This window comes from Vibrio sp. Vb0667 (genome assembly GCF_033391095.1).
Genome location: NZ_JAWPOL010000005.1, coordinates 19,196 through 35,759, shown reverse-complemented (window position 1 = coordinate 35,759; position 16,564 = coordinate 19,196). Strand labels below are relative to the sequence as shown.

At 43.8% G+C, this 16,564-nt stretch carries 12 protein-coding genes; 8 read left to right on the top strand and 4 right to left on the bottom strand.

Going from position 1 to position 16,564, the window contains the following annotated elements; genetic code table 11:
- Positions 1–125 precede the first annotated feature (125 nt).
- Entirely contained in the window at positions 126–374 is a 249-nt protein-coding gene (locus tag R8269_RS08190) for a hypothetical protein (protein WP_005378271.1), read from the top strand.
- Positions 375–379: 5 nt separating this feature from the next.
- On the opposite strand, the gene R8269_RS08185 is transcribed toward R8269_RS08190, so the two are convergent.
- Positions 380–1,369, bottom strand: a complete 990-nt coding sequence (locus R8269_RS08185) for a Solitary outer membrane autotransporter beta-barrel domain (protein ID WP_130546637.1) — start codon at positions 1,367–1,369, stop codon at positions 380–382.
- A 774-nt stretch (positions 1,370–2,143) separates the two neighbouring features.
- Between R8269_RS08185 and R8269_RS08180 the strand changes: the two genes are divergently transcribed.
- From R8269_RS08180 to R8269_RS08165, 4 genes are all read left to right on the top strand, one after another.
- Positions 2,144–3,781: a methyl-accepting chemotaxis protein gene (locus R8269_RS08180; RefSeq protein WP_215810633.1), complete on the top strand. Its 1,638-nt coding sequence runs from the start codon at positions 2,144–2,146 to the stop codon at positions 3,779–3,781.
- 466 nt (positions 3,782–4,247) lie between these two features.
- A complete protein-coding gene (locus R8269_RS08175; RefSeq protein ID WP_054576390.1) occupies positions 4,248–5,387 on the top strand; it encodes an efflux RND transporter periplasmic adaptor subunit in 1,140 nt (379 codons plus the stop codon).
- 2 nt (positions 5,388–5,389) lie between these two features.
- The gene (locus R8269_RS08170) at positions 5,390–8,551 is read left to right on the top strand and encodes an efflux RND transporter permease subunit (RefSeq protein WP_054577971.1); all 3,162 of its coding nucleotides are present in this window, start codon (positions 5,390–5,392) and stop codon (positions 8,549–8,551) included.
- A gap of 187 nt (positions 8,552–8,738) precedes the next feature.
- A complete protein-coding gene (locus tag R8269_RS08165; protein ID WP_033905066.1) occupies positions 8,739–9,194 on the top strand; it encodes a MarR family winged helix-turn-helix transcriptional regulator in 456 nt (151 codons plus the stop codon).
- A gap of 44 nt (positions 9,195–9,238) precedes the next feature.
- On the opposite strand, the gene R8269_RS08160 is transcribed toward R8269_RS08165, so the two are convergent.
- Complete coding sequence (locus R8269_RS08160; protein WP_053349488.1) at positions 9,239–10,195, bottom strand: AEC family transporter; 957 nt, start codon at positions 10,193–10,195, stop codon at positions 9,239–9,241.
- Between the two features lie 601 nt (positions 10,196–10,796).
- On the opposite strand from R8269_RS08160, the gene trpS reads away from it, so the two are divergent.
- A complete protein-coding gene (trpS, locus tag R8269_RS08155) occupies positions 10,797–11,819 on the top strand; it encodes a tryptophan--tRNA ligase (protein ID WP_005378260.1) in 1,023 nt (340 codons plus the stop codon).
- Between the two features lie 84 nt (positions 11,820–11,903).
- Here trpS and R8269_RS08150 read toward each other — a convergent pair whose 3' ends face one another.
- Positions 11,904–12,860 carry a hypothetical protein gene (locus R8269_RS08150; protein WP_054575121.1) on the bottom strand — a complete coding sequence of 319 codons (957 nt, stop codon included), beginning with the start codon at positions 12,858–12,860 and terminating at the stop codon, positions 11,904–11,906.
- Entirely contained in the window at positions 12,857–14,185 is a 1,329-nt protein-coding gene (locus tag R8269_RS08145; RefSeq protein WP_215810631.1) for a sphingomyelin phosphodiesterase, read from the bottom strand. The genes R8269_RS08150 and R8269_RS08145 overlap by 4 nt, the downstream gene beginning before the upstream one ends.
- A 291-nt stretch (positions 14,186–14,476) precedes the next feature.
- Between R8269_RS08145 and R8269_RS08140 the strand changes: the two genes are divergently transcribed.
- Positions 14,477–14,743, top strand: a complete 267-nt coding sequence (locus R8269_RS08140; RefSeq protein WP_005388970.1) for a hypothetical protein — start codon at positions 14,477–14,479, stop codon at positions 14,741–14,743.
- A 154-nt stretch (positions 14,744–14,897) separates the two neighbouring features.
- Positions 14,898–16,526, top strand: a complete 1,629-nt coding sequence (locus R8269_RS08135) for a methyl-accepting chemotaxis protein (protein WP_215810630.1) — start codon at positions 14,898–14,900, stop codon at positions 16,524–16,526.
- The last annotated feature ends 38 nt before the right edge of the window (positions 16,527–16,564 follow it).

Here is a 16,564-nt window from a genome sequence, read left to right as displayed (position 1 = left end):
TGTGGACAGCTATCTCGAGCAGTAGACTGACGCTAGCCAGAGAGTCTGACTTTGAGGGGGGCATTCTACATGAATCTTGGATTCTGCCACCGCAAAGCTGATATTGAATTTGATGGAGATGGATAATGAACGACAGTTGGGCTAATTTCTTTCCTTACTTTGCTGGAGCTTTTAAGCTTATTGTATTAGGGATAGGAGCCTACTTAGCCATTAAATGGCATTTTGACGAAGAGCGAAGGGTAAGAGAAGCGGAAGGTGTGGTGTTTGATAACCCAAGTCTCATGAAAAAGTTTGCGAAGACGCTAACTCTGCCATTCCTTTTGTGTCTTCTCGTTCTTCTTGTTATATATGCTACCAACTGGTTCCTGTACTGACAGCGTTATTGTTTGTTGTAGTAAAGTTGAATGCTGCCACCTCTGAGAGTCGAGCCGTAGTTGAAGTTAACGCCTATGCCGAAATTGTCCAACCAATCAAAGGGCTTTGGTGCATAAAATAGCCATCCTATAGAAGCTTCGTAGTAATGCGGGCTTCCCAGTTCATCGCTTAAATCATGCGAAAGGTCGACTCTTTTAATCCCGGTAAATAAAGCCTGCTCACCGTGATAAATATTGTAGTAACCGGTGATTTCATTAGATAGGTACCAACCTTTAGGGTTGCCTATATTGCCGTTATTTGCGCTTCCCCAGCTGTGCCCAATGAATGAATTCAATGTCGAACTGGCATGCCATTTCCCCCAACTTGTGGGAGACGTGTATTTGGCTTTAATGGATGGTTGAACTATTGCCGCCCATGCTGAAACGTTAACGGCACGGCCGTCTAGGATTCTTCCAATGATGGAGGAAAGTTTATTATCGGTAGAGAATGAGTTTTCATAACGCATAAGGTGAGTCGTCGTTCTGGTGCTAAGGGTGACGTTTTCACTTGCTTTGTATAGATACCCATAACCAATCGATGCACCGTATGTCCTTTCCTTGAGAAGATCCTTACTTGTGCCGAATAGTTTGAGATCATTCTCTGTTTGTATCGTAAATGCCTTAAACGACAGCTCATGTAAGTCCTCGCTGCCCTCTATGTCAAAGTTAGTCGTGTAAGGGAGAACATATACGGATTTGCTTCGACGTTCATTGATTGACTCGTCAGTCCCGAACTCTGGGTTGGCGGTATCAAATAATGCATTCGGATCAAAGTCGCCAATACCAAACGCAATTGCGTCAGTGTCGGACAGCAAAACCGCGATAGAAAAACGTTGTTGGAGAAGGTTGCTAATTTCCTTATCTAGTGGATCCGATTGAGCTGTGTTAGGAAGAGAGAGTAGGAGAGCGAGCGAAACGACTCGCCACTCCACTGAGGCGAAGTTGGGTTGGAACATTTTGGCTCTTTCAAATGGTTCATGCATGGAGTTTTTGGACGTACCGGTACGCTAACATTAGTTTAATCGTTGAATGGTCGGTGTAACTTTGAGAAATCTATGTTTTCTCATATTGATATGAAAAAGTTCCTTAAACGAGTTTAGCTTCAATGTGTATGCTGCACCAGATTTGTTTAGCAACATCATTCTTTTCTGAAGATGTAGCAAGACTTTGTGACTAGGTTGCATTATTTTCTTTAATGCGTCTCTTGAGAGGAAAATAGCAAACTTTTTTATTGCCTTGGCGCTCAAGAAAATCTGAATCGTTCACTGTGCTACTGGTTAACTTCGAAAACTTGTAAGCATCCTGTCTGCCAACATCACGACTAACATCATCAAGGAGTACCCTTAAATACGTCAGATAAACAATGGTTTTTTTGAGCTTTAGAAGAAATGTTCGGACCTTTGCATATTCCGCGGTGGTGCTCAATCCAAGAACTGTGTTTTGTATGTGTTCTCAGTAAATCATTGATTCGATCTATTCTTCAAAATGTGGTCCCTTTTAATTCACTTTCTGTTACATATTTTTCGTTTTGAAAGAGCATTTTAATTTGCATATTTTGAAAAGATCTATTTGTTAAATTTTCTATAAAATCAACTAATTGTTGAAATTAGAACCCTTGTCAAAAAGTCATTAGATTTCATGTTGAATAGTCTATTTTACCTAATAGTATACTCTATTTGTTTGATATAATTTTCGGCAGTTTGTATACCATAAATAAAGAGAGTCTATTCATGTTCCAGAACTTAACGATCAAGCAGAAGATAGTGATTCCGCTGTCATTGATTATTGGATTGTTTATTGTGAGCTCTGTATTAAACGTTATGACAAGTTGGAAGCAATCTGAATTGAGTGAGACACTCAACGAACAGATCGTGCCGAACTTGTTAACGATTGAGGATGCTTACCGCGATCTTTACCAAGCTACATCTGCAATCCAAGGTGTTGCTCTTTCTGATACTCAAACCGATATTGATCACCACATCGGTGAATACAAAGACAACGCATACAAAGCGCTGCCGCGTATGGAACAAATGATTGAGCTATCGCAAGCCGGTGTGACGCCTTCTACACATGGTAATGAAGTTCGAACGCTTGTCTCTTTGGGTGAAAAATGGTTAGCAAGTTATGAAGCGATGCTACGTTTACCTCAATCTCAATGGCGTGGTTACTACAACGAGCACAAACATACCTTTGAAGACCAATTTATCGAGGTTAGAGCGCAGCTTAACGTTGTAAAAGATGCAATAGAAGAAAAGCAAAGCCAATTGAAGGACGAAATATCAGCGGCTGCAACAAGAGCAGAACTCATTCTTGAGGCTAGCATTGTGATTGTTATTTTTGCCGCTATCGCGATGGCTTTTTTGTTGTTACAAACGGTTGTGAAGCCTATCAATGATATTAAAAATGCGATGACAGAAATTGCGTCCGGTGAAGGAGATCTAAGTCAGCGAATCGATGTAAAAACACAAGACGAAATTGGCAATTTAGCAGACGCATTTAACCAGTTTGTGTCTAAAATTCAAGTGACAGTCGCTCAGGTAATTGAAAGCTCAAATACCTTACGTAACGAAATGGCAAATCTTAGCTCGTTGACTACGACCATCGCGAACTCGACCGTTTCTCAGCAAAAAGATAGCGAGGCGGTAGCGGCGGCAGTGCATGAAATGCAAGTCACCAGCAGAAATGTAAGCGATAGCGCTAACGAAGCTGCGGTTGCGAGCCAAACAGCGAATGATGAACTTACCAATACCAATGTTATTTTGGATCAAACGGTTAGCTCAATTCGTAGCCTCGCAAGTGAAATCGAAAGCGCAAGCCACGTCATTAACACATTGGATCATGATGTGAGTAACATTGCGTCCGTACTGGATGTAATTCGTGGTATTGCCGAGCAAACAAACTTATTAGCGCTTAACGCAGCCATTGAAGCGGCTCGCGCTGGAGAGCAAGGGCGAGGCTTTGCTGTGGTAGCGGACGAGGTTCGTTCTTTAGCCAGTCGTACGCAACAGAGTACGGGAGAAATCCAAACCATGATTGAAAAGCTACAATCTGGTGCAGGACAAGCTGTAGAAGTGATGCGCGGTAGCCAAAATAGCAGTGATGAAACGATCAAGTCCGCTGGCCGAGCGAGTGAATCCCTTTCTGAAATCTTGAACGCGATTTCACGTATGAACGAGATGAATACACACATTGCAACGGCTGCGAGCCAGCAAAGTACAGTAAGTGACGAAGTAAATAGCAACGTACAAGGCATTGCAGACAGTAGCACTTCAATTGTGGAAATCGTAAACCAAGCACAAGCTTCTTTAGCCATGTTGTCAGAGCAAACTCAACGTTTAGATCATCAGGTCAGTCAGTTCAAAGTATAAGCTTGAGAACAGCAATCTCACTGACGAAATAACCCGCTTCTTAGCGGGTTATTTTTTAGATAAGTGGCGAACCTGACTTGTGAAATTTCGACTATATTTACATTCCTTTCTCACTTTAGTTCGTATACCAGAGTGGGCAAATAACCCTAGACAGCGGTAACAAACTCTGTACAGCGTGATGATGCTTTTATCATCACTTTTGCTGCTTTTTAACCATTGCAATTGCACACAGGAAAATGTGATTTCCAACCCAAAATCTTCAAATTTGAGAACTTCATAACACCTTTACCATAAACGTTTTTCGTAAGCGTATAGAACTGTAAATTTTGTTGTATGTACAACACTGGGTATTTATCATCCTAATTAATTTGTTCTGGATATACATCCATTAGTCATTATTAAGTCATTCTAGAAGCTTTTAATAAGGAATCTTGAAGGCTTGTCGGTAGATAAGAGAGAAAAATTCATGAGACGTAAAACCACGCTATCTCTACTGATTGCGTCGAGCCTTTTTGTGGTTGGATGTCAACCTAGCGAAGAAGGATCGAGCCAAGGTGGGGGGGCTGCGCCCGTAACCGAAGTAGAAGTGTTAACAGTGCAGCCAACGCGCCAAGCATTGACAGTAGAGTTGCCGGGTCGTAGCAGAGCATTCAAAGAAGCAGAAGTTCGTCCGCAAGTCACTGGCATTATTTCGGAGCGAAATTTTGTTGAAGGTGGCCTTGTTGAACAAGGACAGTCGCTATATCAAATTGATGATTCATCATTTCAGGCGGATTTGCTGAGCGCTGAAGCGGAATTAATCCGTGCGCAAGCTGCGGCAGAGTCGACCTATGCCACGGTGAAGCGTTACAGAACCTTGATCACCAAAAAATCCATCAGCCAACAAGACTTGGATGAAGCAGAAGCGGCATACAAAGAAGCGAAAGCGCAGGTCCTAGTCGCAAAAGCCAAGATCAACACAGCAAAAATCAACTTAGATTATACGCAAGTCAAAGCTCCGATTAGCGGGGTGATCGGTAAATCGAGTGTGACAGCGGGTGCGTTGGTTACGGCTAACCAAGCTGCCAAATTAGCGACCATTCAACAGCTTGACCCTATCAATGTTGATATTGTGCAATCATCCGCGCAACTGCTGCGTTTGAAAGCATCACTCTCCCAAGGCCATATGCAAGAAGATGACTCTGCGCAAGTTACATTGATGCTTGAAGATGGCAGCACTTACGAACACAAAGGCACAATGAAATTTACTGAGGTCAATGTGAACGAAAGTACGGGCAGCGTGACGCTTCGTGCCGAATTCCCAAACCCTGACGGTTTGTTGCTACCTGGAATGTTTGTTCGTGCGACGGTCATTACTGGTGTCGACCCTGATGCGATTCTAATACCACAAAATACGGTATCTCGTGATGCGACAGGTAAAGCGACAGTGATGACGGTTAATGGCGAGAACAAAGTGGAAGCGAAACCAGTGAAGACTGCCGAAGCGATCAATAGCCAATGGCGCATTATTGATGGTTTGAACGCGGGTGATAAAGTCATTACCGCCGGTTTACAAAAGGTAGGGCCAGGCAGTTCGGTAACTATCCAAAACGGTGAACAGGAGTAATCATGGCACGATTTTTTATCGATCGTCCGGTATTTGCTTGGGTTCTCGCGATTCTAACGATGTTGGCGGGGGTAATGTCATTATTTAATTTACCCGTCTCGCAATACCCAACGATTTCACCGACGACGATCACCATCAGTGCTCGCTATCCAGGTGCATCAGCAAAAACCGTTGAAGACTCGGTAACGCAGGTTATCGAGCAAAACATGACAGGATTAGATTACCTTCGCTACCTATCATCGAGCAGTGATGCATTTGGTAATGCGACAATTACCCTGACGTTTGATAGCGAAGCTGATCCTGATATCGCGCAAGTACAGGTGCAGAACAAACTGCAATTGGCATTGACTTCATTGCCGATGGAGGTACAAAACCAAGGTATTGTCGTAAATAAATCCAATACGGCATTTCTCATGGTTGTCGCAGTTTATTCTGAAGATCCAGACTTTACAGAAAACGATATCGGCGACTTTGTTGTAACGAATATTCAAGACCCGATAAGTCGTGTAACTGGTGTCGGACAAGTGCAGGCGTTTGGTGCGCAGTATGCGATGCGAGTTTGGCTGGATCCATTTAAGCTTACGCAATTCAACTTGACCGCAATCGATGTAGCGAACGCGATCAGTGAACAGAACGCGCAAGTTTCTTCAGGTCAACTTGGTGCAGCACCTGCGCAGGAAGGCCAGTTGTTGAATGCAACGATTTCGTCTGCAAGTCGTTTGAGCAGTGTGGAAGAGTTCCAAGACATCATTCTTAAGTCTGACGCCAGTGGTTCTAATGTTTATTTGAAAGATGTTGCTCGTGTTGAACGTGGTGCAGAAAGTTATGATATTCGAGGCCAATATAATGGCTTCCCAGCATCGGGTTTAGGTATTTCATTAGGTACTGGCGCAAACGCGCTTGAGACAGCCAATGCGGTAAAAGAGCGTTTAGAACAACTGAGTGCAACGTTCCCAGAAGGGCTGCAGATTGCTTACCCATTTGAAACAACGCCATTCGTCAAAGCCTCGATTCAAGAAGTGGTTAAAACGCTGTTAGAAGCCATTCTTCTTGTGTTCTTAATCATGTACCTGTTCTTGCAGAACTTCCGTGCGACGATCATTCCAACGATCGCTGTGCCTGTCGTATTGCTAGGAACCTTCGCTATTTTGTATGCGACTGGATTTAGCGTAAACACGTTAACCATGTTCGCGATGGTTCTGGCTATCGGTTTGCTGGTGGATGATGCCATCGTTGTGGTAGAAAACGTCGAGCGTGTGATGCATGAAGATGGTTTAGAGCCCAAAGAAGCGACCAAAAAATCGATGGGGCAGATCACTGGTGCCTTGATTGGTGTGGGTTTGACGCTTTCAGCGGTATTCGTCCCTATGGCGTTTATGTCTGGTTCTACCGGGGTTATTTACCGTCAGTTCTCGATAACTATTGTGGCGGCTATGACGCTTTCCGTTTTGGTTGCGATAATTCTGACTCCAGCATTGTGTGCTACGTTGCTGAAAAAAGGCGATGCTGAGCTTCTAGAGAAGAAAGGTTTCTTTGGCTGGTTTAACCGCAAGTTTGATGCGATGACAGCTGGCTATGAAACCGGTGTTGCTAAACTTCTAAAACGCACAGGTCGCATGTTGGTTGTATTTTTGGCAATGAGTGCAGGTGCTGGCTGGTTATTTATGAACCTTCCAACGTCATTTTTGCCAGATGAAGACCAAGGCACAGTATTCTCAATGGCTATTTTGCCGCCTAACTCAACACAAGAACAGACGGAAAAAACACTTGAGAAAATGCGTGACTTTTACCTTGTGGATGAGAAAGACAACGTGAAATCCGTCTTCTCCGTTGCGGGCTTTAGTTTTGCAGGCCAAGGCCAAAACATGGGGATGGCATTTATCGGTCTGAAAGATTGGTCAGAGCGTGAAGCGCCGGGTGCTGATGCAGCTTCCATTACGGGTCGAGCGATGGGGTACTTCTCAACCATCAAAGAAGCACTGGTCTTTGCATTTGCACCTCCTGCGATTCAAGAATTGGGTAACTCGACAGGCTTTGATTTCTATCTTCAAGATTCGTTGAACAAAGGTCACGACGCATTAGTTGCGGCTCAAGGTCAACTTCTGGGCATGGCAGCACAAAACCCGAAACTTGTCGGTGTTCGTCCAAACGGTCAGGCAGATGCGCCAATGTACAAAGTGAACATTGACCACGTCAAACTTCGTGCTTTGGATGTCAGTATCAATGACGTAAACCAAATCCTGTCAGCTGCATGGGGCGGGGCTTACATTAACGATTATATTGACCGCGGTCGTGTGAAGAAAGTGATGGTGCAAAGTGATGCGGAATACCGCATGCAGCCAAAAGACTTCGATTCATGGTACGTACGCAACGCTAAAGGAGAGATGGTGCCTTTCTCTGCTTTTGCGAGTGGTGAGTGGACCTATGGTTCTCCTCTTTTGCAGCGCTTTGATGGTTTGCCAGCAATGAACATTCAAGGCGGCGCAGCTCCTGGTGTAAGTACTGGTGAAGCCATGGAAGAAATTGAAGCAATGGTAGAAAAGCTACCAGAAGGTTTCACGGTGAACTGGAATGGTATTTCGTATGAAGAGCGCCTTTCCGGAAACCAAGCGCCAATGCTATATGCGCTATCTATCCTCGTCGTATTCTTAGTTCTTGCCGCTTTGTATGAAAGTTGGTCAGTACCTTTCGCCGTGGTGTTAGTTGTTCCTCTTGGTGTGCTTGGTGCTGTGCTTGCGGTAATGACGCGCAGTATGGACAACGATGTATTCTTCCAAGTGAGTTTATTAACGACGGTCGGCTTGGCAACTAAAAACGCGATTCTGATTGTTGAGTTTGCGAAAGATTACTACGAGAAAGGCGCTGGCCTTATCGAAGCAACCCTGCATGCCGTTCGTGTTCGTCTGCGCCCAATTATCATGACATCGCTTGCTTTTGGTTTGGGTGTGGTACCACTTGCTATCAGTTCAGGTGTGGGATCGGCAGGTCAAAACGCAGTGGGTACCGGCGTACTTGGTGGCATGATCAGTGCCACGATATTGGGTATATTCTTCGTCCCAATCTTCTTTGTAGTGGTTGAGCGATTGTTTGATCGACGTGCGAGAAAAGAGTCGGAGGCAGAGTTGTCTGAGACCAGCACTAAACCCAGTCAGCAAAGCGAGTAGGACTTGGTTGTGTTAACTGAGTTATACTAGTGATAATAAACACAATAAAAGGGCGCTTCGGCGCTCTTTATTTTATGTTTTCACTTGGTGGTTACCGTCTATGACGCGAGCCTGAAAGACGGCGTGTTGTGTGCAGTATCAGCACAGCCTTTTCGGCCGAATGAAAGCCTAAAGAAGAAAAACGACGATGAAAGATCAGAAAATTTCCCCAATTTCCGTTTTGGATCAAAGTCCTATGTTTGTTTGTGGTGTGATGCAGCGCATGTACCGCAATCGTGCCCAAGCTGAGCTCTCTCGGCAAAATTTGATGACACTAGAAATGGCAAGTGCACTGGCCGCTTTAGAAGAATTTCAGCCTATGAGCCAGCAAGCGTTAGCTGATGCGGTTCGAACTGAGCGAAGTGTAGCAAAGCGGATGGTGGACAATCTGGAAAAGAGAGGGTTTGTTCAAGTTTCTAAAAGTAAATCGAATCAGCGCCTTAAAATGCTAAGCATGACAAAAGAGGGGGCAAATGCTTTAAAGCAAGTTCATCAAATCATGACGAATTTACAGAAAGAGTTTTTTTCTTGTTTGTCGGAATCTGAAGCGAATGAATTTTTTCGTCTGGTAAGAAAGCTCACTTTTGCGAATCACGACCAGTAACTGACATCAATGCCGTTTAGCGTCTTTATTTTATCGCGGACCAATTATATTAAGCTGTAGAACTTAAGAAATAGGATGCCCAACGTACAGGTCACGGTAGAAAGCACCGTAGTGAGTGCGATGATATTTGCAGCTAACGTGGCATTGCCTCCCATGGAACGCGCCATGACATAGCTGGCAGCAGCGACTGGAGAGGCGTTCATAAAGAAAAGAATACCTAGCTCAATTCCTCGAAATCCTACTAAGTAAGCTCCCATGGTGATGATGACTGGCGCTACGATGAGCTTGTAACTGCTCGCAAACCAAGATGAACCTTTCTCTTTTCTCATCAAGCTAAAGTCAAGTGAGCCACCCGTACACAACAGCGCCAAAGGCAATGTCATTTTGGACAAGTAGTCTCCTGCGTCAATAACCACATTCGGTACTGGAATAGCGAGTAAATAAAAAGCCATTCCTAGAACAATAGAGATTATGAGTGGATTCCTAGTCAGTGTTCGGCCCATCATCTTTGCTGCTTGCGAGGCAGACGTTGCTCCTTTGGGAGATAAGCAAATTACCGCTTGGACGTTATAAATAAATGTGGTGACCGCGACATAGAGAGCCGCTAACGCCACACCTTGAGAACCATACGCATTGGCAACGTAAGCGATGCCAATAATACCTGTATTTGCTCGGAACCCACCTTGGATGAGAACGCCTTGATCAGGCGATGCTTTGAATAGAAGTTTGACGGAAAGATAGGTGAAAATGAAAAACGAAATACTAGCGATGACGCCGAAATTGACGAATCCACTTGCCGCGGAAAAGTCGTGTTCTGAAGCCACAATGCTGACAAATAACATTGCAGGCAAGGTAACTTGAAACACCAGTTTAGAGCCTACTTCGATAAAATTATCGTTGATTAGACCAAAGCGCTTAAAAAGAACGCCAAGTACCAACATCAAACAGATAGGTCCGGTTATCGACAAAGAGAATTGCAACTGATGTAAAACAGCTTCCATGTAAGTATCCGCAGCAAAAGAAAAAAGTGTTCCTGCTGCCTATTAAGCCACAAACCCGGAGGGTAGGACAGTAACGTGATGAAATTTTCTTCTGTTGTAGGTTCCGGAGTCATTTACACTCCAAGTTATGGACGAGGTCCCAATTTAACAAAGCGGTACTGGTCCTACGTGCGATATGTTGGTTAACTCATTGTCGTGATGCATCCACATGCGTATTAGATGTGAGGGCTGGTCATCGTAGTTATGGATAGGAGTTCATCAATGAAAAGGAAACACAACAAAACTGTACTGTGTGCGTTTGTCTCTGGTTCGGTATTTGGTGCGGTTTTGGTCATTGCGATGTCTTTACCAATGTAATCCTCTTAATTGGCTGTTGGAACACTCACACTAATTCAGTACAAAACAGATTGAGTTCTGCGGTGTGTGCTGTTAGTTTAAAAAACATGAAAATACACGTTCGCCCTTCATTAACAACCTTCTCTTGGTGGCGCTCTAAATAGAGCGGCGCGGAATACTTACATTCTTAAGCTGCTGGATGGTAGCTAAGAGTGTTTGATCTTTTTATCTCCAGTAGCGATCTATTAAATACTTGGAGACAAATATGAATACCCATAAAAATACATCTCAGCGTGAAATTATACTTACCGGAGATCGAGCAACAGGTCCATTACACCTAGGGCACTATATTGGTTCATTGCAACAACGAGTCAAATTGCAAACGGAGCACGAGCAAACGATCTTGGTCGCGGACATGCAAGGGTTGACGGATAACGCGCATAATCCATCAAAGGTATCCTCTAATATTCTCAATGTCGTTGCAGATTATTTGGCTGTTGGTATCAACCCCGCTCAAACTACGATCACGTTGCAGTCTCAAATTCCAGCGTTAGCCGAGTTGACAATGTATTACAGTAATCTTGTTTCTATCGCACGATTAGAGCGAAACCCTACGGTTAAAAATGAGATTCAGAGTAAAGGTTTTGAACGCTCTATTCCCGCAGGCTTTTTAACGTATCCAATTTCTCAAGCTGCTGATATTACGGGGTTTCATGCGACGCTAGTACCAGTGGGTGATGACCAACTGCCGATGTTAGAGCAAACTAATGAAATCGTGAGAAAAATAAACCATCTGGGTGGAAAAGAGGTTCTTAGAGAATGCCGTCCATTACTTAGCGATGCACCTCGTTTGCCGAGTACTGACGGTAAAAATAAGATGTCTAAAAGCATGGGGAACGCAATCAACTTAGGCGCCTCCGAAAAGGAGATTTCCGCGGCAGTGAAATCTATGTATACCGATCCCAATCATCTGAAAATTGAGGACCCTGGCCAAGTCGAAGGGAATATTGTATTCATCTACCTCGATGCTTTTCATCCTGATAAAAATTATGTCGAACAGCTAAAAGACCATTATCGGCGAGGTGGATTAGGTGATGGTTTGACCAAGAAAGTGTTAGAAGAATGCTTACAAGAGATGCTTCGCCCTATTCGAGAAAAGCGCGCTATGTATTTGAATGATAAAGCGCAGCTGATTGATATTTTAAAACAAGGTAGTGAGCGTTCTCGCGAGAAAACCGAAAAAGTGCTATTTGATGTGAAAGATGTATTTGGTTTAAATTTGTTCTGAATTAAAAGTAGAGAGTTGAACATAAGGCACGACGGCTGGTTAGCAACGTGCCTTTTTAAGTTCCCAGTCAGTCAAAGCGCATTATTAAGAAGAAAAAAATTCACGACGAAAATCCGCGACTTCTTGTTGGTAATAGCTTTGCCATTCCGGTTCTGACAAATGTGAATGGCTAGAGGCTCTTTGCGTTCTTAGTTTGGACTCAAGTTGCTGTAATGCTTGTTGATAATCTTTGACTCGTTTTTTTTGCTCTGTAATTTGCTGCTGACGAGCATGAATGTTTTTACTTTCTTCTTTCGTTAAGTAAGTTCGTTCTAGCTCTGCGATGAGCGCCAAGCGATCTGGTAGGCTTATACTATTAGGAATCAGGGTGACCGCACGCTCATATTTTTCCTGGTCGCTTGTTAGCCCGATAGCACCTGCATGTTCTTGCCAGTCAATGGTGAGTTGCTCGAAAGCTCGCAAAAAGTTATCTGGGCTTTGAGTGTCCAGCTTTTGGGCTTCTAAGTTGAAATCGTACAGCGCGAACTCATCCGCGAAAACAACATCAGCCAATTCTCCCCAGATGCGTCTTGCTTCGTTCTTCAGCTGTGCAATACGCGACGCCAGTGATTGCTGCTCATCAAATAACAAATTTCCTACACTCTCTTGCCATTGGCTGCTGAGCTGAGGGTAGTTCGCCAAAAGCTGGAATCGAGCTGAAGATAAATGCGCCTCAAACAAGGCGACCTGCTCTTCACAACTACGGTTCAACATACACTCTTGCCAAAACGTCTCAAGTTGGGCGACAAGTTTCCTGCCTTTGAGTTGAGTTAATCGCTCAGTCGTTATTTGAACTGTGGAAGGGAGCTTAGCTGTTTGTGGTGAAGTATCTGTATCGGGCACGATGCTGCTTGTTTGTGGTGATGTACTGGAGACACTCTGATTTTTTGTCTTAGGGGAAGGAGAGGAAGCGAGCTCTTCTTTTTGAACATCGTGACTGAAAGTTAAAAATATCATGCCCGCCATAATGGCGGACATGATTATCAAAGCGATTTTCTTCATGGCTTGATTGTTGCGCTTACTGGGAAATGGTCAGAAAGGTTATAGTGTTTCCATAAACTCTCTGCGGTTGTGCGCGGCACGTCTACACGGTTGTCATTGAATGATTTCACCCCGTATTCACTACTCACCATAACATAGTCAAGGTATTCCACGTTTTCGCCACCTGATAACGCTTCACCTGCGAAGTTATTGATACGGGGATCAAAGGTTGACTCCGTGTAACCAGAGTAGTGAGGCTCTATGGCACTTAAGTTAGCGATCATTTGTTGGTAGTCACCAGGGAACTTTCTTTTGTTTACGTTAAAGTCGCCGCTGTATACCACAGTTTCGCTCGAAGGAATGTCAAGAGATTGGGCGAGTGCGCGGATTTGTTTGAACTGGCGCTGACGATACTCACGGGCGGTGTCTGTATCGAAAGATGCGGTATGGGTAGCAAACACATGGTAAGCCTGACCACCTTTAATTATTTCCGCATAATTTACGCCTTTATCGGCAAAGCAGTCTGTACCAGAGCAATCGGGAAAGACATATTGCGCTTCATTCACGATAGGGTAGCGACTAACTATGATTACGCCACCATCATGAATATTAACGCCTTCTTTATCTAACATCTTTGTTTGGTAAGGATATTCCTTGGCTAACTCACGTAAGAATGCTTCACGGCCGCTGGCAAACACCTCTTGCAGCGCCAAAACATCGTAACCTTTTACATGTTGAGGAATCAGTTCGTAACGATCTCCAATGTGCGATGCAATAGCCGTCAACGCCCAGATGTTATAAGTCATCAACTTAAGGTTTTGTTCTTCGTTGTCGACAGACTCCGCTACCTTGCTTGGCGTGATGGTGTAGTAAAGATCATCATATCGAGCGGTACTGTCTGACTTAAATGCCAGTTCGGTTTCTCTCGTACCAAAAGCGTTAGTGTTGGCACGATGAATGTTACGATCATCTTTGAGAGATAACTCGACATCGGCTGCGGATAAGCCATATTCAATGGTCGAATTGTACCAATGGCCTTCCATTATTTGATTGAGTGTTATGCTTTCACCTTCGGGGCTAGAAACCACAGTTTCAAAACGGTAAGTTTGATTTGATTTCACGCCCTCCCAGCGGTTGAAGCTTAATACAGATTTAGTTTCCCACGGACCAAGTACCTGCACATGTTGTTGCCACTCGTCTCCGTATTGAAGCAAATCACTGCCTTCATGTTTTACTTGAATAGTTAACGGTTGATCAGAGTTATTCGTTAGGTAAACGTCGGTATCTGCAATGCTGGGTAACGCTATCAAGCTACTTACTAAAAGGCTCCACTGCGAAAATTTCATCTTATTTTTCCATCATTTGAACTAGAGCAATCATTCTTGTTTATAAATGTTACTTGCACGTTAAATATGGATGACATCTAAGTCAGTGCTGAAAATTGTTATCAGAATGTGATCTTTATTCAATGGTGAGGGTGGAGGTATTGAGTGTGTTGCCGTTGAAGCGGTGGAAAATAATACCAACAGTCAACGAATTGCATTCACTGCAATCAAGCTGTCATCTTTGCTCTATAAGTTGTGCGGCGTCATTCATCTAGCCATATGGCTAGAACTCAAATTGATAGATGGAGCACCATGGCTAGAGCAGTAAATCCAACTGATGAAACCATCATTAAATTGTTACAAGAGCAAGGTCTGATTAGAAGTGAAGCAGAAGCGCGTTTAAAGAAAGAGGTGTACCGCTTGCAGCCTAATGAGATAGCAAAAGTAAAAAATTATGCCCAGCATTTTGGGATAAACGCGAAAGAAAAGCTCATCGATGAGATCTTGGATCTGCGCCGAGAAGCGCTCATGAAAAGATGTAGACACAATACGGAGCATACGAGCCTATCTCTAAAATAGCATGTGATAAAACTATCAATTACTGGTCAAGATTTGATCTCTCAAGCCGATGTATATAAGAGCGTTCAATGATATCGAGCGCAAAAACAGTGTGTTTTAGAGGTTAAGCTTTCACTTAAGTGAGAGGTTTGGAAAGGCTGCGGGGAGAAAGTGCATGCGTATTAAAGACTTAAGTGTCGTAAAGAAAATATCGGTTAGTTATTTAACCGTTTTTGCCGTGTTTGGTTTAGTGTCAGTAATGTTGGTGCAAGGTTTGTTAACACTGAATAAAGACATCTCAGTGTTAACAGATAAAAGTTTACCTTCTGTTGCGATTTTGAAAGGTATCCAAGTTGATATTACTAAAGTGCGTAAAGATGAGTTCTCTTTATTGCCAAACGCAAATCACCCCAAAATTGGTGAGTGGTTAAAAGGCCTCGACCAATGGCGTTCTGATGTGCAGGCTGGTATTGCAGAATACGAAAAGCTCGACCTTAATAAGCGTGAAACGCAGTCTTTTAGCGTTTTTAAAGAAACTTGGAATCAATACATCAAAGAAACGAAGACTTACAACGCACTGCTAAGCCAAGGTGATGCTGAAAGTGCAAATGATGTGATTTTATCGAGTTTCGATACCTACTCAAAAGCGTTGAGCAGCTTGGATGATACCCTCGCGTTGAACGATGAGTTGGTGAATTTGATTGGTGAAGAAGTACAAAGTGAAGCGGCATTTACACAATACAGCGCTGCTGTTGGTGCGCTCGTCGTCGCATTGGTCATGGTAATGTCTGCCATGTTGCTTTCTCGAGTCATCTGCGGGCCTGTTGATCGAGCACTGGAATTCGCTTCCAAAATCGCCAAGGGTCAATTGAATAATCAAATCGACGAAAGCGAATTGAGCAAAGACGAGTTAGGAACGCTGCTCAAAGAGCTTGTCGGTATGCAAACAAACTTACATTCGTTGGTTTCTGAGATTAATGACTCAACGATTCAGCTAACGGCAGCAGTAGAGGAAGTGAGTGCTATTTCTTCTCAGACCGCTTCTGGTATGCAAAATCAACAAATTGAACTTAGCTCGGTGGCTTCTGCGATGACAGAAATGCAAGCTGCTGTAAGTGAAGTGGCACAAAATACCGAAGTTGGCGCAACCTCTGCTTATTCGGCTGCGGAAGTGGCAAAGCAAGGAACGGTGACGTTACAACAAACTATCGCAGTAATTGAGCGTGTATCACATACGATCCAAGAATCAGATGAACTGGCACGTGAGCTTGAATCGAGCTCAAACAATATCAATGTGGTCGTAGATGTGATCCGCGGGATTGCCGAGCAAACAAACTTGTTAGCACTGAACGCCGCAATTGAAGCCGCTCGGGCTGGTGAACAAGGACGTGGGTTTGCTGTTGTGGCAGATGAGGTTCGTTCTCTGGCGCAACGCACTCAAGACTCCACTTCACAAATTGTGGAAATTGTTAATCAACTACAAGAGAGCAGCAGTAAAATAGGGCATTCAAGCCGTGATTGTCAGGAGGGTATTTCTCAGTGTGTTGAGCAAGTTAATGATACTGATAGCCAGATAAAAGAAATTGAACATTCTGTCGATAACATAGCGCAAATGAGCACACAAATCGCAACGGCGTGCAGTGAGCAGAATTCTGTATCCGAAGAGCTGAATCGCAGCGTGGAGCATATTAATAGTGCTTCAACAGAGATGGCTGAGGGAGCTACACAAACGGCTGTGGCTTGTCAGCAGATTAGTAGCCTAGCGCACAACTTGAAAACTCGAATGGGTTCATTCCAGCTCTAGTTGTTGTGTTTCAGCTTTATTCCTAACCTCATTGCTAC

Bases quoted from the DNA above. Each gene is read 5' to 3' on its own strand.
- R8269_RS08180 (WP_215810633.1), top strand. From the start codon at position 2,144: ATGTTCCAGAACTTAACGATCAAGCAGAAGATAGTGATTCCGCTGTCA.
- R8269_RS08140 (WP_005388970.1), top strand. From the start codon at position 14,477: ATGGCTAGAGCAGTAAATCCAACTGATGAAACCATCATTAAATTGTTA.
- R8269_RS08160 (WP_053349488.1), bottom strand. From the start codon at position 10,195: ATGGAAGCTGTTTTACATCAGTTGCAATTCTCTTTGTCGATAACCGGA.
- R8269_RS08175 (WP_054576390.1), top strand. From the start codon at position 4,248: ATGAGACGTAAAACCACGCTATCTCTACTGATTGCGTCGAGCCTTTTT.
- R8269_RS08185 (WP_130546637.1), bottom strand. From the start codon at position 1,369: ATGTTCCAACCCAACTTCGCCTCAGTGGAGTGGCGAGTCGTTTCGCTC.
- R8269_RS08135 (WP_215810630.1), top strand. From the start codon at position 14,898: ATGCGTATTAAAGACTTAAGTGTCGTAAAGAAAATATCGGTTAGTTAT.
- trpS (WP_005378260.1), top strand. From the start codon at position 10,797: ATGAATACCCATAAAAATACATCTCAGCGTGAAATTATACTTACCGGA.
- R8269_RS08165 (WP_033905066.1), top strand. From the start codon at position 8,739: ATGAAAGATCAGAAAATTTCCCCAATTTCCGTTTTGGATCAAAGTCCT.
- R8269_RS08145 (WP_215810631.1), bottom strand. From the start codon at position 14,185: ATGAAATTTTCGCAGTGGAGCCTTTTAGTAAGTAGCTTGATAGCGTTA.
- R8269_RS08150 (WP_054575121.1), bottom strand. From the start codon at position 12,860: ATGAAGAAAATCGCTTTGATAATCATGTCCGCCATTATGGCGGGCATG.
- R8269_RS08170 (WP_054577971.1), top strand. From the start codon at position 5,390: ATGGCACGATTTTTTATCGATCGTCCGGTATTTGCTTGGGTTCTCGCG.
- R8269_RS08190 (WP_005378271.1), top strand. From the start codon at position 126: ATGAACGACAGTTGGGCTAATTTCTTTCCTTACTTTGCTGGAGCTTTT.